Origin of the sequence: Paenarthrobacter sp. NPDC090522, from assembly GCF_044769225.1 — a bacterium.
GTDB lineage: Bacteria > Actinomycetota > Actinomycetes > Actinomycetales > Micrococcaceae > Arthrobacter.
The window spans coordinates 190,706-210,646 of the sequence record NZ_JBIVXL010000009.1; the positions used below are offsets into that span (position 1 = coordinate 190,706).

The following is a 19,941-nucleotide window of genomic DNA, read 5'->3' on the forward strand; positions in this document are numbered from 1 at the left end:
ACCCACTGAAGCCTACATCCACGGGCTAAGTGCGGCTCGAGCGTGCGCGTGCCTTGATCGCTGAGATCACTCCGGTCTTGGCCTCGGCGTACGCATTCATGTCAGCCCACGAACGACTCAGCAGGGCACGCTTGGTCTCTTCATAGAGAGCCCGATCACCTGGGTCGGTGCGAAGGCGGTTGCGGAAAAGCAGGTAGTCATCAACGGCAGGATCACCCGCCTCAAGAACATGTATATGCACGTCCCTTGACGGTGTTCGCACCATACGATGCCCCGGTTCGCGGACGCGGAGCTCATAGCCGGCGGCCACGAGTGCGTCGAGGCCGTCGGGGGCTTGGCGTTTTCCATCACGTGAATATCTTGCCACTCCCCTTTTAGCCGGCAGACCAGACACGTGGGTGGCTCCTACCGTGCACGCAAGCCCCGATTCGACGACTTGCTGCGCGTTAGACGTCGCCTGCCATCTAACGTGCAGCCACGCGTCTAAGTGCTGGAATCTCCCTGAACGTGAAAAGGGAAGTTCAACCTTCGTCGTCCTGTGCAGCACGCTCACGAATCGCACGCCGGTCATCCCAAACCCGTGAACCACCCATGGTCCCGGCGATCAGGGCCGCCACCACGCCGACACCGAGTAACAGCGGGCTGGGGGTCTTTCCGCTCACCAGCCAAGCAGCGACCCAGGCCGCTGGTGCGGCAATAACAATTGCCGCGGCAGTAACGAGAAAAACGAACATCGGCTTTTTCAAAGAGCAATCCTTCTCCAGTGCCATCCGTGGAATGAGAGCCCCTACGTAGGCCTACAGATGCGCTGACGCGTTGAGTGGGCTGACAAGCATCAGCCTGCACCAGAGTACAAGTGCAGGAGCCACGGCAAAGAACCGACGAAGAACAGCCCCGTTATTCGTTGATCCCGCCTGGGACTAGGCTGACCCTCGTGACTGGCGCAACTGAAACTGACATCAAGCGCGGACGCGGCCCGCTCTGGCTGCTGCATCTCACAGCAGGCCTTGTCGTGCTGGCCTGCTTCGCCTACGGGATCCGCATCTTTGAGTCCCTTCCCGACGTGGTTGCAACCCACTGGGGGCCAGGAGGACGCCCTGATGCCTGGTCCCCGAAGACCTTCGGCTCGGTTTTCTTTCCTCTCCTGACGGCCGCCGGAGTTGTCGTGCTTCTGGCGATCGTCGCAGCAGCGGTGCCCAAGATGGTACTTCCGGATAAGGAACCGAGCCCGTGGGAGCTCTATCACCGGGAAGGCCTGATCCGCGGCACCATCGCTGCCCTGGGCGGCACCTCGTTCCTGATAGCCGTCGTGTTCGCATCCTTTGCCTTGGCAGGATGGTCTGACCCGGATCATGTTTCTTCGTGGCCCGCCCTCTTACTCATTGCACTGGTTCTTGGCGTGATCCCGGTTTCGTACGCCATGGCTTCCCGTTGGGCGCGCAGGACAGCACTGGCTGAAGGAATTCGTCCCACGGCGGCCGAAGAGGAACAAGACAAGCTCTGGATCGCGGGCATCCTCTACAACAATCCTGACGACCCGCACATCCTAGTCCCCAAACGACCCGGCACAGGCATAGGCATGACGGTGAATGTGGGCAATCGCAAAGGACGTGCCATCATGGTCATTCTCCTGATCGTCCTGGTGATCGGCCCACTGGTACTCGGAACCATCGCGTCGCTGTAAAAAAGCCCCGCAATTCCGAGCGGCCCTCCCGCATGTCTGCGTCGCGACATCCATTTCGATGGCTGCCTGTGCATGAGACGATTCCTGCCGTCTAACACGCAGCCATGCGTCTAAACGGATCGAGAGGAGCGCCCACTTCGATGGCTTGCTGCCCATTCGATGGTTCGCACGGCACTGTGGGCAGCTACGCATCGAAATGGCGGAGCAACGGGCCCTAGAGAAGCACACAAAAAAAGAGGAGAACACCTCTCCTCACTTTCAATCTATACGGCACAGGGGGCCTTGCCGCAAGGCCCAGGGGTTCCTGCACAATTGAGAGCCGAATCCGGACCAAGGAGCTCCCATGCCACTCGCAACCAGTGCCTTCAACCTGCCCGAGCACCTATCCCCCAAAGCCAATCCAGCCCTCGTGGCCAAAGACGAGGAGCACTTCGCAGCCATCGCCGCCAGCATGGAACAGACCGTTGCGAGCCTCGAACAGCAACTGGAAACCATCCGGAGAGCCCCCAGCCGCTTCGGCCAGGAGGCCGTGGAGAAGGACGTCGAAACCCGTCGGCTCACTGGCCGCTTGAAAGCGCTCCAACGCTTCGGCCTTGACCTGTGCCTGGGCCGCATCACCACAACAAAGAACGCAGAACCCGTCTACATCGGCCGCCTCGGGCTCACGGACAGCGACGGCCAACGCCTCCTCATCGACTGGCGCTCCCCCGCCGCCGAGCCTTTCTTCGGCGCCACCCACGCCAACCCGATGGGCCTGGCCGGCCGTCGCCGCTACCGGTGGACCCGCGGCCGGATCACGGACTACTGGGACGAATCGTTCGCCCAGGAAAACCCGGAGGAAACGGCAGCGCTTGAGGACCTCTCCGCCTTCATCGCCAGCCTCGGCTCCAGCCGCTCGGCCAGGATGCAGGATGTGCTCGGCACTATCCAGGCGGACCAGGACGCCATCATCCGGGCTTCGTCCCGTGGTGCCTTGGTGGTCGACGGCGGTCCGGGTACCGGCAAGACCGTGGTCGCCTTGCACCGTGCTGCCTACCTGCTCTACTCCGATCCCAGGCTGGGGCATCGCCGTGGCGGAGTCCTGTTCATCGGACCCCACCGCCCGTATCTGAACTACGTGGCGGATGTCCTTCCCAGCCTCGGTGAAGAGGGCGTGCAGACGTGCACCATCCGGGATCTGGTTCCCGAAGGAGCCGCCGCGGCACCCGAGCCGGATGCCGCCGTCGTAAGCCTTAAAGCGCAAGCGGACATGGTCAAGGCCGTTGAAATAGCCGTCCGGCTGTACGAACAGCCACCGGCTGAAGGCATGGACGTGGAGACGCCGTGGGCCGATGTGTGGCTCAGCGCGGACGACTGGTCCGAGGCGTTCAACGCGCCAAGCCCCGGCACTCCGCACAACGAGGCCCGCGAGGAGGTCTGGGATGAACTGGTGACTATCCTGCTGGACAAGTTCGATACCGACGAGATCCCCGAGGACCTCCTCCGAAGGGCCTTCGCGCAGAACGCCGGGCTGACGCAAGCGTTCACCAAGGCCTGGCCCCTGTTGGACTACGCGGAGTTGGTGGCCGATCTGTGGCGCATCCCGGCCTTCACCAAACTGTGCGCTCCATGGCTCACTGAACAACAAGTCACGACGCTGCAACGAACCAACCCCACAGCCTGGACCTTCCCCGACCTCCCGCTCCTGGACGCAGCCCGGCAACGGCTCGGCGACCCTGAGGCCTCGAGGAACAGGCGACGCCAACGTGCAGAGACAGCGGTGGAGAAGGAGTTGATGGACCGCGTGGTGGAGGACCTCATCGCCGCCGACGATTCCGAGCTCATGGTCATGTCCATGCTCCGCGGCGAGGACATGCTGGAGAAGCTCGTCGAGGACGTAGCCATCGCAGACCCTGACGTGTTGGCCGGTCCGTTCGCGCACATCGTGGTGGATGAGGCGCAGGAACTCACGGACGCGGAGTGGCAGATGCTGCTGCAGCGCTGCCCGTCGCGGAGCTTCACGGTGGTTGGCGACCGCGCCCAGGCCCGGCACGGATTCGTCGAGTCATGGCAGGAGCGGCTGGAACGCGTGGGGTTGGGGACTATCCACCAGACCAGCCTGACCATCAACTACCGCACGCCTGAGGAAGTCATGGCGGCCGCCGAGCCCGTGATCCGCGCTGCACTCCCCGACGCCAACGTGCCTACGTCCATCCGCAGCGGCCCGCCAGTGCGGCACGGCACCTTGGATGATCTTGAGCCTCTGCTCACCGATTGGCTCGCGGCCAACGCCGATGGCGTCGCTTGCGTCATAGCCACGCACGACGCCGGATTGGGCTCGCTCCCAGCGTCGCCACGCATCCGTGTGCTGTCACCGGAACTGGTGAAGGGGCTGGAGTTCGATCTGGTGGTCCTCGTGGAGCCGGACGGATTCGGTGATGGCGTCGAGGGTGCCGTGGACCGCTACGTGGCCATGACGAGGGCAACCCAGCAGCTGGTCATACTGAGGTGACGCTGCCCGCGTAACCCCGCTGCCGGCGTCGTAAATTCAGCTGCCTTTCTCCGCTGCCGACTTAAGGTCGGCCGCGAACTGCTCAAAGCTCGCGTCGAAGGACGGGATCTTGCTGGCAAACAAAGGAAAGATGGGGCCGCCGATGCGTTCGTTCATCTCGAAGCGCGTGCCTCCGTTGGTTTCCGTGAGGGTATAGACGCGCGTGCCCAGGGCGTCACCCCAGGAGAGGCGCCGGGCGGGTTCGAACTCCTTGACTTTGAGCTTGAACGTCCGGCTCGAATCCAGCGTGGAAACGAGCCGGATGGTGGAGCCGGGCGTGATCTCACCCTCCAACGAGACCACCGTGGAGTTCCACGTCGGGTAGTCGCCTGCTGTGGTCAGCAAGCTCCAGACCTTGGCCGGAGTCGCATTGATGGTGGCGGAAACCTGCGTGCTGCGGCTGAACGTCTCGCTGGTGGTGCTGGCCTTGATGCCGGAGTCGTTGGACATATTCCAGATGCTACATTCAGGCATTCCCCAGCGCTTCCCCTGCGGGCACCCATTTTTAGACTGTGCCGTCATGAACTACGGGGGCTCGCCACTGAGTTGAAAAGACTCACGCACAAAAGAGGGATGACGCATGACTGGAACGCAGGAACCCCGGGCTGCCATTGAACCGGGTATCGGCTGGGTTGTGGCTACGGACTGGACCGGGCTCAGGGGCCGAAACGTGGAAGTGTACGATCACGGACAGTTCGTGGACCGCGGGAAAGTGGAGTCCGTGACGCCGAGCGGGCACATCCTGTGGCTCGCCTTCCAAGGGAACATTCCGCGCCGCATTATCGAGAAACTGCCCGAGGTGAGCATCCGGATCATCTCGGATTAGGCCGCCGGTTTCCGCCACATCACTGACAGCACGATCACCACGGCGCTCAGCGCGAGCATCACCAGGACCACCAAGCCCCAGTTGGCTTGGTTCACACCCGGTCCGTAGAACACACCAATCAGTACAGTGGCCGTGATGGCGCCCAAGTACCGGCAGGTCTGGAAGATCCCGGCCGCGACGCCGCGTTCCTCCGGCCGGGCGGAGACGTACAGTCCTTGGTTGGAGGCTGTGCTCACGGCACCGTAGGGCACGCCCATCACGGCGGTCAGCACCAGCACCAGCGGTGGCCAGAGGGACAAGGTCAGCAGGCCAAGCGCCGCAGCCGCAACCGTGAGCACCAGCACCCCGGTGATCAGCACGGCCCGGACGCCGAACCGCTCAATCAGCCGGACGGTCAGCGGCGTTACCAAAACGGACATCGACGCAAGGGGAAGCATGAGCAGGCCTACCAGTCCGGCGTCGTAATTTCCTGCTTCCTGGAGCAACTGCGGAAGGCCGAAGAACGCAAAGTAGTAGACCCCGCTGAACACCACGAACACGAGGTAGATGAACAGGAGCGGACGGTTCCTGCCCAGCAGGCGGAGGTCCAGGAACGGCGGGTTGAAGCGGAGTTCCCGCCACGCGAAGAGCGCGCCGATCACCACGGCAGCGCCCAGTAGGTACCAACGGAAATCGGGCAACACGTTCAGCAGCGCCATCATGGCCAGCATCAGGGAGACCACGAACGCGAGGATGCCCGGGATGTCCGAATCGCGAATGAGTTTGCCGAGCGAGCCGGTCTCCCGTCCGGCGTCGGCAGGCGCGGTCCGCTGCACCACCAGCAAGGCGATCAGCGCCAGCGGCACGTTGATGACGAACAGTGCCTGCCAATCGAACAGGCTCACCAGCAGGCCACCCACCACGGGCCCCACGGCGGCAGCGGACGTGTTGGCCATCTGGATCCGCCCGAGTGGTCGGGTGGTCGGCACGTTGGCAAGGCGGCTGAGGTCGGTGACCATCACGACGGCGGACGGATACGCCGTCGCTGTGCCCACAGCCATCAGGGCCCGGGCAACGCAGACCAACGCGAAGTTCGGCAGGAAGGGCGCGATGGCGCACGTCACCGCCACGAGTGCCATGCCGAAAGTGAACAAGCGGCGTGGACCAAAGCGATCAGCGAAACGGCCCATGAGCGGCTGGCCGGCAGCAGACGCGAGGTAGAAGGCGGTGATCACCCAGGTGACCGTGGCGACGTCGAGCGCGAAATCCTCCCGCAACACCACCAGGGCCACCGCGATCATCGACGAATTCAGCGGATTCAGCGCGGTACCGATGCTGAGCGCGGCGATCGCCAGGCCTGGTCGGGAGTTTCTGTTGGTCACCTACCCCAGTCTGGTACATCGTTGCCTCGGGTCACGAAACGGGGCCGCTGGGTGGGACGCCGGCGGGACGCCCCAGATCCGGATTCCTCGGTCGAGGCCACACGGGAGCGTGTCCGCAATGCCGTGAAGCTCGTGTAGGAGGGTGCGCCGCGACGCGACTCTTACTCCTCGAAGTGCGTGGTGACCTTGCCTGACGAGACTGCTTCAATGATCGACTGGGCCAAGTGCCGCAGCTTGATGTTCCGGTTGCTCGAGGCCGTCCGGAGGATGGTGAACGCCTCCTCTTGGCTGCAGTGGTTCTGCGCCATGATCGCTCCGACTGCGAGGTCGATGATGGTGCGGGACTGCATGGCCGCGGCGAGATCGTTGCGGGCATCGCTGAGCTGCGCGATCTTGAGGGCCAGGCGAAGTGATTTGGAGGCGTGCGAGGCGAAGACTTCGGCGCGCTCAACGTCGGCATCGCTGAAAGCATGTGCCCGTTCGGAGTAAAGATTGAGCGCGGCCCGAGTGTCCCCTTCAACCACAAGCGGAACGCTGAGGACGGAGCGGAGGCCTTGTCCGGCCGCGGCCTCCACATACTCCGGCCAGCGAACTTCGCGGACCAGATCCGGAACCAAAACAGAGCCCATGCTGTCCATCGCAGTCAGGCAGGGACCCTCGTGAGTGTTTTGGAGTTCATCGAGGACCCGGGCTCGTTCATCACTGCTGGCGGCAGTGGCGGCGCGCTTCTTGCGCAAGACAGTGATCCCGCAAAAAACGGGAGCATCGGAGAGCGAGAGACTTTCGGACGAGAAAGCGGCCAAGTCCGTCAGAAACGCCTCGACATCTTCGCTACCCAGGACAAGATCCAGAAAGTAACCATTCTGGAGAGCTTCCTGCTCAGGGCGGGGGTTGACCATGTGACGTGTTCCTACTGACTGAAAAGCGTCCCTGGCCTACAGCAAAGGAGCGGAGATTGCCGCCCTCTGCAAAACGGTCTGAAGATACCTTATCCTCCAACGATCACCGGTACAAAGTGCGCCACGGCAAGCGCTGACCTGCGGTTTTGCGAAGAGATCAAACAGCATTCTGTCAACTCCTTACGACTGTCGCATCCACCAATAACTAAGTATGCTTACCATTATAGTTCCAGCCCGCCACACAAACCATCGATCGCAAAGGAGTCATCCCATGGGCATCGAAGACAGCATCCACAAGGCAGCAGAGAACGCAATGGAGGACCTGGCGGGCACATCGGATCCCGTGGACAAGGACCAGGTTCCCGATCCCAACGAAAAGGCCGACGACATCCACGTGCACTCCTCCCTCAGCGAGGGATCCAACGCCATGGACTCAGACGTTCCCGGCGAACAGGACGATGACCGCTCGTTCGCCGTGGACGGACACGGAGAAGCGCATGAAGAGCACACCCACCACGACGCGGGCGTGACAGACAGCAACATCAACCAGGACCGCGAAGGCGACCAGGACATCCCCACGGCTTCGGGAGACGTCCCCGGACCGGCCGGCCTGCCGGAGGGTGATCCGGACGCTCTCCGGGCAGACCCCTCAGAGGGCGGCGAGGATCCGTCGAGTTCGATGGGCCGGGGCTAAGGCTAGTGGGCGTGCCGTCCTGACCCACTTCCACAAACGAACGGCCACTTTGCAACCTGCTGCAGTTGCGAAGTGGCCGTTCTTCCGTCAAAGAAGGTCGGGAGGGGTTACCCCCGTCGGGCAGTCTTTCCGGCGAGGAGGCCACTCGCGCGGGCAACTATCGCTTCACGTCCAACCTGGAAAAACGCGGTATGAGGGCCACGTCCCGCTCGAGAGCCTTGGCAGCGGCCATCGCGGTCTCCAAGGCGACATTTTCTCCCCGTTCGAGTCGCACGATGGTGTGACGACTGGCCCGAATCATGGCTCCGAGTTCTTGCTGGGTCAGTCCACGTTCCTGGCGAGCGCTTCTCAACGCAGCCCCGAAGGACCTGGCGTCGAAGGCCCGAAAGAAGGCGGTCTCGTCCGAATGTTGCACATCTTCACCATATCAATGAAATGTTCAGATGTCGCAGATCATGAACATTTCAACAAAAAGCTCAAAAGTTCATGATCTGCTACATCATGGAGACGAGGGCGCCGTTGTCGACCCCCGCACCACCAGCTCCGTGCCCAGTTCAATCCGTTGCGGCAGTTCTTCGTCGCCCTCCAGATGCCGCAGCAGCGCCCGCATGGCCGTTTCTGCCATCTGGACCACCGGCTGCCGGATGGTGGTGAGCCCGGGCTCGATCCATTCGGCCGCGGGGATGTCATCAAAGCCGATGATGGACAGGTCCTCCGGTATCCGCAGCCCCGCAGATCGCGCAGCCCGATATGCGCCCAAAGCCTGGGCATCGTTGCCGGTGAAGATCGCGGTGGGCCGCTCCTTCAAGGACAGCAAGGCCTCCGTGCCCCGCTCCCCAGACTCAATGGAGAAGTCTCCCGGCACCATCAGGGACGAATCCGCCTCAACACCCCCACGCCTGAGTGCCGCCAAGTACCCGTCCTCGCGGGCGCCGCTGCACTGCAAATCCTCGCGGCCTCCGATCATGCCGATCCGCCGGTGGCCCAGCTTCAACAAATGCTCCGTCGCTGAGAACGCACCGTCCCAGTTAGCCGCGCCCACGGTCATGAGTTCGGGGCCGGGTTGGCCAACGGGATCGATCAGGATCACGGGAATGCCCAGCGACTTGATGCGCTGGATCTGCTTCGGGTCCAGTTCATAAACCGCCAGCAGGACGCCGTCGGACTTCCGCTCGGCGAGGTTCGCCAACCAGGGGCGGATGCGCGAACCGTCCAGGGACAAGCTGCTGACCACGGTGCCGTAGCCCGCTTCCTGGGCCACGCTTTCGACGCCCTCGATGATCTCGCAGGCCCATTCCGAACCCATGCCCGGGAACACCAGGTCAACGAGTCCGGCCTTCTTGCTTCTCTTGGCGGGCCTGCGGGCGTAATCGCGTTTGGCGATGATTTCTTCGACCTTGGCGCGCGTGGCGGCCGCTACATGGGCGTGGCCGTTGAGGACCTTGGAAACCGTGGGTACGGACACCCCGGCTTCACGGGCGATCTCGCTGATGGTCGCCCGTCCCGAGTCCTGCTTGGTCACCATGAAGCTACCCCTTTCAGCCGAAAGCCACCGTCCCGGCACCAACAGTTTCGGAAAGTTCCCACGCCTGGATCCGGCCACACATGCCGTAGATCCTGCGGGATTTCCGTTCGCCCATCGTAGTCCTTGCTTCCTGCAGGTAGAAAGTTTCCATGGACTCCAGCGAAGCCAGGTGGCCCGCCGTCAGTTCCGCCTGCCGGGCAGCTCCGTCAGCCAGATAACCACGCCACAGCTCAGTGCGTTCCCGCACCAGCGTCGCGGCGGCGGCATGGAAGTCCGCGAGCGCCGACACCCCAAGCTCCTGGACGGCGGCTTTCAGCTCCAGATACCCCGCCAACGCCAGATCACGACGACGGCGCGCGGCCGCCTCCGCGAACGCCTCACCGCCGTCGGCGTCTTTGGACGGAAGGTGGGCTGCCCGCGCGTAGGAGTCGACGCTCACCAGGTACTCGGGCGGGAAGGTCATGACTGCGTCGCCGTTCTCAGGCAACCCTGCATTCTGCATGACCACGAGCACGCGCAGGTCGCCGGAGTCGTTGATGGCGCGGTGCACGGTGCCGGGCGTGAACCACACCACCGTTCCCGGCTCCAGGGGCGTGGACGTGAACCCGCGTGAGTCGAGGGTTTCCAGACGCCCGCTCCCCTGCTGGACCACGTACGCCTCGGTGGAGGCTGTGTGCAGGTGCGGCGAGCCTCCCGCTGCGCCGTCGGCCCCGGGCCACGAATAGATGCTGACTTCAGACACCGCCGTGGCGCCCGGGAACGACGTACACACTAAGCCCAGGCCTCCAACGCCGCCGTCGCTGCGTCCGCGAGCGCGGCAGCCGAACCGGCTTCCACGTCGCCATCGGAAATCACGACGGCGTACCGGTACGTGAGCGGTTCGCCCACCTTGAGCGGGACTACTTCGCTGAAGAACGGCGCCGAACCGAGGCATGCGAACATCGACGAGCGGGCAAACCACTGGTTGGACGCACCCGGGTTGGCTTGGTCCTCGACGAAGAGGATGGTGGACTTGCGGCACGTGACATCATGCTGCCCGGTGAAGGCCATCCAGGGCGACCGGGTGCCCATGAACTCGTCGGCACCTGTCCCGGCTTCGGAGCGGAACTCCCCGCCGGTGAAGGAGCGGGGCCCCCTCCAAAACAGTCCGCCATAGCCGGCGTTGTCCCGGCCTTCGGTGGTGGGGCTGCCGATGTTGATGTCCGCATCGGATGTGTTGTCCATGGTGGTTTCGAAGAGCAGCGCCCAGGAGCCCGGGATCGGCAGGAGCTGTATTGCGAAGCGGCGTTGCTCGCTGATGAGCGCCTGCCCTTCGCTTCCCGGAGTGGGCTGCGCGGTCCAGACCAGCGACTCCGAGGCTACGATCCCGCCCGTGGATTCCTCGATGCTCGTGAACCCCTCGTGGCTCATGGCTCCGTTGTTGTCCAGGTTCGCGTAGCCGGTTTGGCGGGTATAGGTGGCGCCGCCCCAGAAGTTGTGCTCGCCCACGTTCGGCAGGGCCCAGGACAGGCCCTTGTGCCAGACGTGGTCCCATGGCCGGGAGATCGTGACCTCGTCGCCGCCCAGGGTTGTGAGTGGGTGGAAGTAGGGCCGCGGGCTTTCGTACTGGTGGTCCGTGGGACGGTAGGTGTAGCTAGCGATGTGCTGGGCGCCGACAGTGAAGGTGAGCGTGCAGCCATCGTCCGTGTAGCTGAGGGCGTTCGTTGTGTGGTTGCTGGCAGTGGTGGTCATGGGTTCTCCAGGCTCAGGCGTGGGTGGCGGTGGCGGCAAGGACGCGGGTACCGAGGCCGTCGCCGTCCATTCCGTCGTAGAAGGGGTGGCCGGGAACAATGTCCCCTCGGCGGACAGGCCGGCCGGTGAAGGCCGAGGCGTAAATCGCGGCAGCGAACTCCAGTGTTTGCCGCGCTGAGTCGGCTCCGGCTGGAAGGGGCAGGCCGGCGTCGAGCGCGTCATACATGGCAAGGAACTGGGCAGAGTGGCCGCTGCCGCGTTCCAAGGTTTCGGCTTCCCAGGCACCGGTAACATCCTGCTCGTGGCCGGGGGCGGCGGTGATGGTCCAGTCCTTGGTGCCATAGCCGTAGAGGTGGCTGAGCTCAATGGTGGCAAACTCGCAGTCGATGCGGATGTCCGAGGTCTCCCTCGGCGAGAGCAAGGAGTTGATCACTGTTGCCGTGGCACCGTTTTCGAAGCGGACCAGGGCAGCAGACAGGTCCTCCGTGGAGGTTGCCCGGGCTTGGCGCGAGGCTATCGCCACCACTTCCTCCCACGGGCCCAGCAGATGCAGGAGGAGGTCGAACTGGTGGATGCCGTGGCCCATGGTCGGTCCGCCGCCTTCGGCCTTCCACGTCCCACGCCACGGGAGCTCGAAATACTCGTCGGGCCGGTACCAGAGCGTGTCGCAGCGGGCTACGAGTGGACGCCCGAAACCAGCGCCGCCGATCAGTTTGCGGGCGGCGGCAGAGGCATCACCGAAACGGTGTTGAAAGACGCAGGAGAACTCGGCGCCGCCCTTCGCCTGGGCCGTTTCCAGCCGGTCGAAGTCGGCCAGGCTCAGCGCCGGCGGTTTCTCGGAAAGCACATGGGCGCCGGATTCCAGGCACTCGATGGCTTGGTCGATGTGCATCATGGGCGGCGTGCAGAGGTGCACGATGTCCGGCTTCGCTTCGGCCAGCAGTTCCGTAAGGGTGCCGTATCGCCCGGAGATTCCGTGCTCGTCGCAGAAGACACGCAACCGGGCCTCGTCGACGTCGCAGGCCGCAACCAGTTGGGCGCGGTTATCGGTACGGGCCAGGTTGGCGGCGTGAACTGCGGCGATCCCGCCGGTTCCAACGATGGCCACTCTGTACGTGTTCATGGAGTTCTTCCTACGGGTTGATTCGGAAAGTTTCGGACTGACAGAGGCGGTGCTTCACACACCCAGGCGCACATATATGTTCGCGCTTATGCGCAGAAACAGCGGATTCTGAAGTAGCTGCCCAGCAAACAGTCAACACTTTCGAATCTAGAAAGTAAACAGAAATTTCTGATAGTTTCTAAAAATCGCCATCCCAACCCTAGGAGAACCCAGTGACCAGCGGCGCCGCCGAACAGCAATCACTTGCCCGCGTCCCCGCCGAGGACGTCGTGGAACACCTCATCCGTGAAATGACCCTCGAAGAGAAACTCGCTCAGCTGGTGGGCGTGTGGGTGAACGCTTCCACGGATGGCGACTCTGTCGCTCCCCTGCAAAGCCAGATGGCCGGCGACGCACGCTCCTGGGACGATGTCATCTCCCATGGACTTGGCCAGATCACCCGGATGTACGGCACCGTTCCCGTGGACCCCACCGAAGGAGCCCGTCGGCTCGCCGCTGCCCAGGAACAAATCATGGCCGCCTCCCGGTTCGGGATCCCCGCGCAGGTCCACGAGGAGTGCCTGGCTGGACTGGCCGCTTGGAAGGCCACAGCCTTCCCGGTCCCCCTCGCTTGGGGCGCAACGTTCAACCCGGGCCTGGTGCGTCAGATGGCACAGAGGATCGGCACCTCCATGCGTGGCCTCGGGATCCACCAGGGCCTGGCACCCGTGCTCGATGTAGTCCGTGACCTCCGCTGGGGCCGCGTGGAAGAGACCATCGGAGAGGACCCCTACCTGGTGGGCACCCTCGCCACGGCCTACGTCCAAGGCCTGGAATCCACCGGTATCGTCGCCACGCTGAAGCACTTCGTGGGCTACTCCGCCTCCCGGGCCGGCCGCAACCACGCGCCGGTCTCCATGGGTCCGCGCGAACTCGCCGATGTCATGCTGCCGCCGTTTGAAATGGCGATCCGCCACGCCGGCGCCCGTTCCGTAATGCACGCCTATACCGACGTCGACGGCGTACCGGCCGCCGGGAACCGCGCCCTTTTGACCGGGCTGCTTCGTGAGGAATGGGGCTTCGGTGGGACGGTGGTGGCTGACTACTTCGGGGTTGCTTTCCTCAACGTAACCCATGGAGTAGCCGCCGACTCCGGCGACGCCGCGGCACTGGCGTTGACGGCCGGCGTCGACGTGGAGCTCCCCACCGTGAACTGCTTTGGTGAGCCGCTGTTGTCTCTGGTGCGTGCCGGCAAGGTGGACGAAAAGGTGGTGGACACGGCGCTGCGGCGCGTCTTGAGGCAGAAACAGGAGCTGGGTCTGCTGTCCCCCGACTTCTCCGCCGTTCCGGCTTGGCTGTCTGGTCCATTTGAGCTTGATCCTGCTGAGGACCGCGAGTTGGCCCGCGAAGTGGCAACACAGTCCTTGGTGTTGCTGAGCAATCAGGCTCGCGCTGATGGACCCGCGCTGCCCCTCCCCCAGCGTGGTTCCCTGGCGGTTGTTGGTCCACTGGCCGATGATGCCTTCGCCATGTTGGGCTGCTACTCCTTCGACGCCCACGTGGGCGCGTCCCATCCCGAGGTTCCGATGGGTATCTCCGTGCCTTCCGTCGCCGCAGTGGCCTTGGAGCGGTTCCCGTCCGTGGCGGTGTCCGTGACCGGCAACTGCGAGGCCTCTTCCGAACACCAGATCGCCGAAGCATGCGCAGTTGCGGCGTCCGTGGACACCTGCGTGGTGGTGGTTGGGGACAACGCCGGACTGTTTGGGCGGGGTACCTCCGGCGAAGGGAACGACGCCGCCGACCTCCGCCTTCCCGGCGATCAGCACTGGATGTTGGACCGCGTTTTGACGGCGTGTGCTGATTCCGGAACACGTGCCGTGGTAGTGGTCCTCAGCGGCAGGCCCTACGCGCTGGGCGACTTCGTGGACCGCGCCGACGCGATCGTCCAGGGTTTCTTCCCGGGCGAAGAAGGTGCCGCCGCCCTCTGGGACGTGCTCACCGGCGTCGTCAATCCGTCCGGAAAGCTGCCCGTCTCAGTGCCCCGATCCCCCGGCGGCCAGCCCGGCACGTACCTCCACTCGCGTCTCGCCGGAGCTACGCAGGTGAGCGCGCTGGATCCGTCACCGCTGTTTGGCTTCGGGCACGGCTTGTCCTATACGGACTTTTCCCTCGCGGACCACCAGTGCAGTGCGCCAACCGTATCGACGTCGGACTCGGTCACCATCTCCTGCACGGTGACCAACACGGGTTCGCGTGCCGGGGCTGAGATCGTGCAGCTCTACTTGGAAGACCCCGTGGGCGAAGTGGTCCGGCCTGTCCGCGAACTCATCGGTTATGCCCGGGTAGAACTGGCCGCCGGGTCCTCGGCCGAAGTGGAGTTCACGGTCCATGCCGATCGCACGTCCTTCACAGGCCTGGACCTGGCCCGTGTTGTGGCCCCGGGGTTGGTGAAGCTCCACGTCTCGACCTCGAGCACTTCAGACGCTGCGACCCACGAGGTGATCCTGCACGGTGAGCGCCGCGTAGTGGGCTTTGATCGGGAGATGCTGACGCCAGCTGAGGTCCGCCCGGCCTGAGCCTCCCCTACCCCCGGACGCTCTCTCACCAAACACCCCTTTCCCCCGGACCCTCTCTCACCAAACACCCCCATCCCCCGGACCCTCTCTCACCAAACACCCCCATCCCCCGGACCCTCTTTCACCAAGGTGGGGCGCATCGACCGGAAGGGGAAAGACGTACCCTCCCGACCTACTTTGAGCTTCCGCAGATCCGAAGGAACCCCCTTCCGGTTGCCTTTCGGCTTGGCGGGATTCGAAGTGGGTCGTGGAGGTACAGTGCCGCCCAGGCAAGGGCTCAGCTCACGCGATCCGGGCGTCTGTGTCGGGGTCTTTGCGGGTATCCAGCATCCCGGCGACCTTCTTTTCCAGAGCGGCAACCGTGGTTTCGGGCAAGACGATCAGGCCGTCCAGTTCCTTCCGGGCGCGCTTGTAGGCCGTCTGGCGCTCGGCCGGAGTGGCCGCGACGTCCTCCGCAATGCGCAGGAGTTTGCGCGCTGTGGCCAGGCGTTCCCGTTCGGGACCGGTGAAGTTGCCGTCCTTGATCCGCTTTGATTCGCGTTCTGCAATCTCGAAGGCAATCTCATAGCTGTGCACCGTCGCCCGGTATTCGGCGAGGCGGGCCGCCGTCGTAATTTCCGCAGGCGAAGCGGGCCGCATGCCGTCGGCCTCCTTCTTGGCACGAAGGAAGGCCACCGTGAGCGGCTCGCGGACGTCGCTCATCAACGGGTAATCAATAAGCTTTCCCACGTCCAACTCGTAGTCGAGCCACTTGTGGTTCACGGCATCGTGGGCCGCCATCAAAGCGGCAACTTCGGCTTGGCTGGCTTGTTCGGTCACGGCCTGTTGGTTCTTCAGCTTGTACAACTCAACCTTGCGCCGGTGGCGCCGTTCGCTGGCACGGGACCATTGCCGGATCCACCCGCCGGCCATGCCGCCGATCGGGAAGATGAGCCACCAGTAGTGTCCGAGGAAGTCGAAGAAGGGTTGCACAGACTCATCCTCCCACCGCCGTGGACCTGCCTCAACAACGGCCGCGCCACCTCAACGGCTGATGTTCAGCGGTTTGACCCGTTCAGCGCAGGACGCTCGTTGAAGTTCAGGTTCCCCGCGGCCTACCCGGTTGTTCCTGCCGGTGTCGTCGCACCAGTCGACACCGTCCGGGGACGCGCCGACGCTGGCTATACCCGATTTCATGGTTGTGGGCACTTGGAACGTGTAGGAGAAGCCGCCTGCGTCGGCCATGGGAGCTGTGATGGTGAGAACTTCGACGCCGGTGGAATCCTTAACGACGATCAGCACCCGTGCGTCGTGGCCGTAGCGCGGATCGCACGTGGCATCCGCCGCGGTAATTGTCACGGAGTCACCAGGCCTGGCGGCTGTCGGACTGACCGTGTAATCAGGAGGCATGCACGGCGGAGCGCCTCCCCAGTAAGAGATGCAGCCGCTCAAGGACATGGCGGCGACGAACCCCACGGCCATGGCGGCGGCAGGTCGACGAGTCCTGATGCCATAAGTGGATGCCACGCTTCATTGTCGCCCGCCCGAGCGCGGACGCGCCCCACCCGTTGAATCCGTGCCCGGATCGTTGCCTCGACTGGAACTTCGCGCCGGCACTTCAATACCGCTCACCTCGGCACAATCCGATCCAAGCATGAGAATCTCTTATGCTCAGCCGGAATATCCGTTAGCCCGTGCCGAGCCTCGTTACGCTCCTTAAGAACGCAAACACAGTTTTGGAAGGACTCGCCGTGCCCCTCACGAATAACCACAATGACGTGGAAGCCGCCCAACCCCTCAACGTGGTGGTCGCAGGATCCACCAGCGCCGCAGGGCAGGCTGTCATCGCCGCACTCCTCGCGAAGGGCGCGCGGGTGGCCGCCGTCGACCTCGACGCCACCCGGCTGGAGGCCTTGGCCGAAACGTACCCAGGCACCAAGACCTATGTATGCAACCTTTCCAACCCGGAAGCCGTGGAAAAACTCGCCGCTGACGTCCGCAACGACCTCGGCAGCGTGGACGGGCTCATCCATTTGGTGGGCGGTTGGCGCGGCGGCGAAGGAATTGTCGGCCAGCGCGACGAGGACTGGGACATCCTCCACACCAGCATCATGACCACGCTCCGGAACACCTCGCGCGCCTTCTACGCCGACCTCGAGGCCTCGCCGCGCGGCCGCCTGGCCATCGTTTCGGCTGTAGCGGCCGCCAAGCCAACCGCGGGCGGTGCCAGCTACTCCGCCATCAAGGCTGCATCGGAAGCCTGGGTCCTGGGCGTGGCGGACGGCTTCAACGCGGCCCAGTCAGGCCACAAGACCGAGCCGAAGGAGCAGACCTCGGCCGCCGTGGTTTTCGTGGTGAAGGCACTCCTTGACGACGCCATGAAGGAGGCCGCACCCCACCGCAAATTCCCGGGCTACACCCACGTCAACGAACTCGGCGAGCACGTGGCCGCCTTGTTCGACGCGCCGGCCTCCGAACTGAACGGCACGCGCCAGCACCTGGCCTGAGTTATCGTCGCTCCTCCTCGCTAGCATGGCCGTATGGAACAGCGACTGCATTTCATCACGTTTGCCACGCTTGATCTGGACCGGGCCCGCGCCTTCTACAAGGACGGGCTCGGTTGGGATCCCCTCATGGACGTTCCCGGCGAAATCATCTTTTTCCAGGTTGCCCCCGGACAGGTTCTCGGTCTCTTCGACGCTGACAAGTTCGACCAGGACTTGGCCAGCGGCACCAAAACCGCGGGCGTCAGTGGCGTCACTTTGTCCCATAACGTTGGCAGCGAGGCGGAAGTGACCCGCACCATTGAGCAACTGGTCTCAGCGGGCGCCAGTGTCATCAAGCCGGCCCAGGCAGGCGCGTTCGGCGGCATCTATCACGGCCATGTCAAGGACCCCAACGGTATTGTGTGGGAAATTGCCTACAACCCCGGCTGGAGGGTGGACGACGACGGCACGGTGGTTTTCGGATGAGCGCCCCACTACGCTCGGCTGATGGCGTCATCACCGCGGACGCCCACGTGCAATTCGAGACCTTCATCGACGAACACCGCCGCGCACTGAACGCCAGCCTGGACGGACTCACCGAAGAACAAGCACGACGCCGGCTGGTCCCCTCGCGGACGACACTTCTGGGCCTCGTCAAGCACGTGACGTTCGTGGAGAAGGTCTGGTTCGACGAAGCGATCACCTGCCGCTCCCGTGCTGAGATCGGCATTCCGTCGACACCGGACGAGTCGTTCATCCTCGAGGAGACGGACACGATCGCTGGTATCCAGCAGGCCCACCGCCAGGCGTGCGAAGCATCTCGCCGCGCGGCCGCTGACCTCGGACTTGATGACCTGCTTCTGGGGAACCGCCGCGGCCCGCTGCCATTGCGCTGGGTGTATCTCCACATGCTCCGGGAGTTGGCACAGCATTGCGGGCATGCCGACATCCTGCGGGAACAGATTCTGGATGGACAAGCTGATCCCAACTAACACCGCCCGCTATTTGGCATACCAGAACGAAATCTCACGCACATAATCTGGCATAGAAGCTTGCGCTCATCCGCCCATATCCTGCATTCTGGAATACCAAAAGTGGATCGCTAGATCGTAGCGGCCCCGGTAGTTCCACCCAGGAGTACAACGATGTGCCTTCACGACCACACTTCAGCGCCCAAGCCCACCGGTGAATTGCCGCGTCGTGGCATCCTCGCCGGCGCCGCAGCCCTTGCCGGAATTTCCGTCGCAGGCATCGCCGCTCAAATGGTCTCCGCTCCCCCGGCCTTGGCAGACAACCCGAAGTCCGGGCCGAACTATCCCGGCCAGCCTCTCACTACCCAAGCAGTGGTCATCGAGGGCGGCACCGTGGTGGATCCCAAGACCGGCGACGCTGTAGCGGATGGCGTGGTCGTCCTCGACGGCGGCAAGGTGACCGCCGTCGGAACCCGGGACCAGACGCGCAAGGCGGTTGCCGCCGTCGCAAACCGTGCGCGTGTGCTGAACGCGTCCGGCCGCTGGGTCCTCCCGGGCCTCGTCGATGCCCACGTGCACGCTAACGCCCTGGCCGATGCCCGCCTGCTTCTCCAGGGTGGAGCTACGAGTGTCCGCAGCGGGTCGAGTACCTTTTACCAGGACATCGCCATGGCCGCGGTACCTTCCTGGGCGCCGGGCGTCACTCCTCGCATGACCCCGGCCGGACTGTTCATCTCCCCGGACCAAGGAGACTCCCTCCTGGCCGATCCGGACCTGGCACCGCTGGCCACCCTCAAGGGCGGCGTCACGGAGGCCCAGGATTTGGCCTACCTCACCCGCATCAACCTCAAGCGTGGTGCCGAGGTCATCAAGACCCGGGCCAACCCGCGGGCAGGCATCCCCGAGCAGGATCCCCGCGAATTGGTCTACAACGTGGATCAAATCGGTGCGATCGTGAAAGCCGCAAAGGGTGCCGGTGTGCTGTGCCATGCGTACAGCGCAGAAGGCATCGACGGCGCGGTCCGGGCCGGTGTCCGCAGCATTGAGCATGGCGTGTTCATGTCAGAGGCGACCATCCACGAGATGGCGCGTCGAGGAACCTATTTCACGCCCACCATGGATGCAATCACCAGCATGGCCAGGTCGAGCAACCCGATTCTGGCTGCCCGCGGCAAGGAGTACACCCCGATCCTGCAGGCAGCCGTGCGGGCAGCAAAGGAAGCCGGAGTGACGATCATCGCCGGTACGGACTCCTTCGGCACGGACGTGACGCCGATCGGGACCGAGGTTCGCCTGCTCTCCGAAGCCGGCCTCACTCCCCTCGAGGCGCTGCAGGCTGCCACGACCAACGCGGCACGTTTGCTCGGCCGTGGCGACGCCGCGGGTCGCCTGGTACGCGGCTCGATGGCCGACGTCGTTATTGTTGATGCCGACCCCCTGGCGGACGGTTCTGCCCTCGAAAAGGTGAACACCGTCATCGCCCAAGGTGCCGTGGTCCGCACGAACCTCTAAGAGCAACGCGGGGTCACTTAGGGCCCATAAATCCCGCCAGGATGGGCCGCAAGTGACCCCGGGTT

General features: G+C 64.0%; 22 protein-coding genes. 10 read left to right on the plus strand and 12 right to left on the minus strand.

Translation table 11 applies throughout. The features are described 5' to 3' along the window. Positions 1–25: 25 nt before the first annotated feature. Together ACIQT2_RS13885 and ACIQT2_RS13890 are read right to left on the minus strand one after the other, a co-directional pair. Positions 26–571 carry a GrpB family protein gene (locus tag ACIQT2_RS13885; protein ID WP_402947324.1) on the minus strand — a complete coding sequence of 182 codons (546 nt, stop codon included), beginning with the start codon at positions 569–571 and terminating at the stop codon, positions 26–28. Continuing rightward, positions 522–770, minus strand: coding sequence for a hypothetical protein (locus tag ACIQT2_RS13890; protein WP_402947326.1), 249 nt, complete (start codon positions 768–770; stop codon positions 522–524). The genes ACIQT2_RS13885 and ACIQT2_RS13890 overlap by 50 nt, the downstream gene beginning before the upstream one ends. Before the next feature lie 164 nt (positions 771–934). Between ACIQT2_RS13890 and ACIQT2_RS13895 the strand changes: the two genes are divergently transcribed. Together ACIQT2_RS13895 and helR are read left to right on the plus strand one after the other, a co-directional pair. Further along, positions 935–1,684 carry a DUF1648 domain-containing protein gene (locus ACIQT2_RS13895; RefSeq protein WP_402947329.1) on the plus strand — a complete coding sequence of 250 codons (750 nt, stop codon included), beginning with the start codon at positions 935–937 and terminating at the stop codon, positions 1,682–1,684. Positions 1,685–2,027: 343 nt separating this feature from the next. Further along, entirely contained in the window at positions 2,028–4,175 is a 2,148-nt protein-coding gene (gene helR, locus ACIQT2_RS13900; RefSeq protein WP_402947331.1) for an RNA polymerase recycling motor ATPase HelR, read from the plus strand. 36 nt (positions 4,176–4,211) lie between these two features. Here helR and ACIQT2_RS13905 read toward each other — a convergent pair whose 3' ends face one another. After that, positions 4,212–4,664 (minus strand): SRPBCC family protein, encoded by a 453-nt coding sequence (locus tag ACIQT2_RS13905; protein ID WP_402947333.1) that lies wholly within the window; start codon positions 4,662–4,664, stop codon positions 4,212–4,214. A 130-nt stretch (positions 4,665–4,794) separates the two neighbouring features. Between ACIQT2_RS13905 and ACIQT2_RS13910 the strand changes: the two genes are divergently transcribed. Then, positions 4,795–5,040 (plus strand): hypothetical protein, encoded by a 246-nt coding sequence (locus ACIQT2_RS13910; RefSeq protein ID WP_400336632.1) that lies wholly within the window; start codon positions 4,795–4,797, stop codon positions 5,038–5,040. On the opposite strand, the gene ACIQT2_RS13915 is transcribed toward ACIQT2_RS13910, so the two are convergent. After that, entirely contained in the window at positions 5,037–6,401 is a 1,365-nt protein-coding gene (locus ACIQT2_RS13915) for an MFS transporter (protein WP_402947336.1), read from the minus strand. The genes ACIQT2_RS13910 and ACIQT2_RS13915 overlap by 4 nt on opposite strands. Positions 6,402–6,562: 161 nt before the next feature. Continuing rightward, a complete protein-coding gene (locus tag ACIQT2_RS13920; RefSeq protein WP_402947480.1) occupies positions 6,563–7,138 on the minus strand; it encodes an ANTAR domain-containing protein in 576 nt (191 codons plus the stop codon). On the opposite strand from ACIQT2_RS13920, the gene ACIQT2_RS13925 reads away from it, so the two are divergent. Continuing rightward, positions 7,061–7,318, plus strand: coding sequence for a hypothetical protein (locus tag ACIQT2_RS13925; RefSeq protein ID WP_402947491.1), 258 nt, complete (start codon positions 7,061–7,063; stop codon positions 7,316–7,318). The genes ACIQT2_RS13920 and ACIQT2_RS13925 overlap by 78 nt on opposite strands. Positions 7,319–7,571: 253 nt before the next feature. Continuing rightward, entirely contained in the window at positions 7,572–7,994 is a 423-nt protein-coding gene (locus ACIQT2_RS13930) for a hypothetical protein (RefSeq protein ID WP_402947339.1), read from the plus strand. A 157-nt stretch (positions 7,995–8,151) separates the two neighbouring features. On the opposite strand, the gene ACIQT2_RS13935 is transcribed toward ACIQT2_RS13930, so the two are convergent. The 5 genes from ACIQT2_RS13935 to ACIQT2_RS13955 all read right to left on the minus strand — a co-directional run bounded on the left by ACIQT2_RS13935 (position 8,152) and on the right by ACIQT2_RS13955 (position 12,373). Then, positions 8,152–8,409: a helix-turn-helix transcriptional regulator gene (locus ACIQT2_RS13935; RefSeq protein ID WP_402947341.1), complete on the minus strand. Its 258-nt coding sequence runs from the start codon at positions 8,407–8,409 to the stop codon at positions 8,152–8,154. An 84-nt stretch (positions 8,410–8,493) separates the two neighbouring features. Then, positions 8,494–9,519: a LacI family DNA-binding transcriptional regulator gene (locus tag ACIQT2_RS13940; RefSeq protein WP_402947344.1), complete on the minus strand. Its 1,026-nt coding sequence runs from the start codon at positions 9,517–9,519 to the stop codon at positions 8,494–8,496. A gap of 13 nt (positions 9,520–9,532) precedes the next feature. Beyond that, complete coding sequence (locus ACIQT2_RS13945; RefSeq protein ID WP_402947346.1) at positions 9,533–10,261, minus strand: cupin domain-containing protein; 729 nt, start codon at positions 10,259–10,261, stop codon at positions 9,533–9,535. Between the two features lie 29 nt (positions 10,262–10,290). Further along, a complete protein-coding gene (locus tag ACIQT2_RS13950) occupies positions 10,291–11,250 on the minus strand; it encodes a PmoA family protein (protein ID WP_402947349.1) in 960 nt (319 codons plus the stop codon). A 13-nt stretch (positions 11,251–11,263) separates the two neighbouring features. Next, positions 11,264–12,373, minus strand: coding sequence for a Gfo/Idh/MocA family protein (locus ACIQT2_RS13955; protein WP_402947351.1), 1,110 nt, complete (start codon positions 12,371–12,373; stop codon positions 11,264–11,266). A 212-nt stretch (positions 12,374–12,585) separates the two neighbouring features. On the opposite strand from ACIQT2_RS13955, the gene ACIQT2_RS13960 reads away from it, so the two are divergent. Then, on the plus strand, positions 12,586–14,928 hold the full coding sequence (locus tag ACIQT2_RS13960) for a glycoside hydrolase family 3 N-terminal domain-containing protein (protein ID WP_402947354.1): 2,343 nt from the start codon (positions 12,586–12,588) through the stop codon (positions 14,926–14,928). 282 nt (positions 14,929–15,210) lie between these two features. On the opposite strand, the gene ACIQT2_RS13965 is transcribed toward ACIQT2_RS13960, so the two are convergent. Next, entirely contained in the window at positions 15,211–15,900 is a 690-nt protein-coding gene (locus ACIQT2_RS13965) for a hypothetical protein (protein ID WP_402947357.1), read from the minus strand. A 51-nt stretch (positions 15,901–15,951) separates the two neighbouring features. After that, on the minus strand, positions 15,952–16,434 hold the full coding sequence (locus ACIQT2_RS13970) for a hypothetical protein (RefSeq protein ID WP_402947359.1): 483 nt from the start codon (positions 16,432–16,434) through the stop codon (positions 15,952–15,954). A 224-nt stretch (positions 16,435–16,658) separates the two neighbouring features. On the opposite strand from ACIQT2_RS13970, the gene ACIQT2_RS13975 reads away from it, so the two are divergent. The 4 genes from ACIQT2_RS13975 to ACIQT2_RS13990 all read left to right on the plus strand — a co-directional run bounded on the left by ACIQT2_RS13975 (position 16,659) and on the right by ACIQT2_RS13990 (position 19,876). Continuing rightward, positions 16,659–17,414, plus strand: coding sequence for an SDR family oxidoreductase (locus ACIQT2_RS13975; RefSeq protein ID WP_402947362.1), 756 nt, complete (start codon positions 16,659–16,661; stop codon positions 17,412–17,414). 33 nt (positions 17,415–17,447) lie between these two features. Further along, positions 17,448–17,879, plus strand: a complete 432-nt coding sequence (locus ACIQT2_RS13980; protein WP_402947364.1) for a VOC family protein — start codon at positions 17,448–17,450, stop codon at positions 17,877–17,879. Further along, positions 17,876–18,385, plus strand: coding sequence for a DinB family protein (locus ACIQT2_RS13985; protein ID WP_402947367.1), 510 nt, complete (start codon positions 17,876–17,878; stop codon positions 18,383–18,385). Before ACIQT2_RS13980 ends, ACIQT2_RS13985 begins: the two co-directional genes overlap by 4 nt. A 153-nt stretch (positions 18,386–18,538) precedes the next feature. Further along, on the plus strand, positions 18,539–19,876 hold the full coding sequence (locus ACIQT2_RS13990; RefSeq protein ID WP_402947369.1) for an amidohydrolase family protein: 1,338 nt from the start codon (positions 18,539–18,541) through the stop codon (positions 19,874–19,876). The last annotated feature ends 65 nt before the right edge of the window (positions 19,877–19,941 follow it).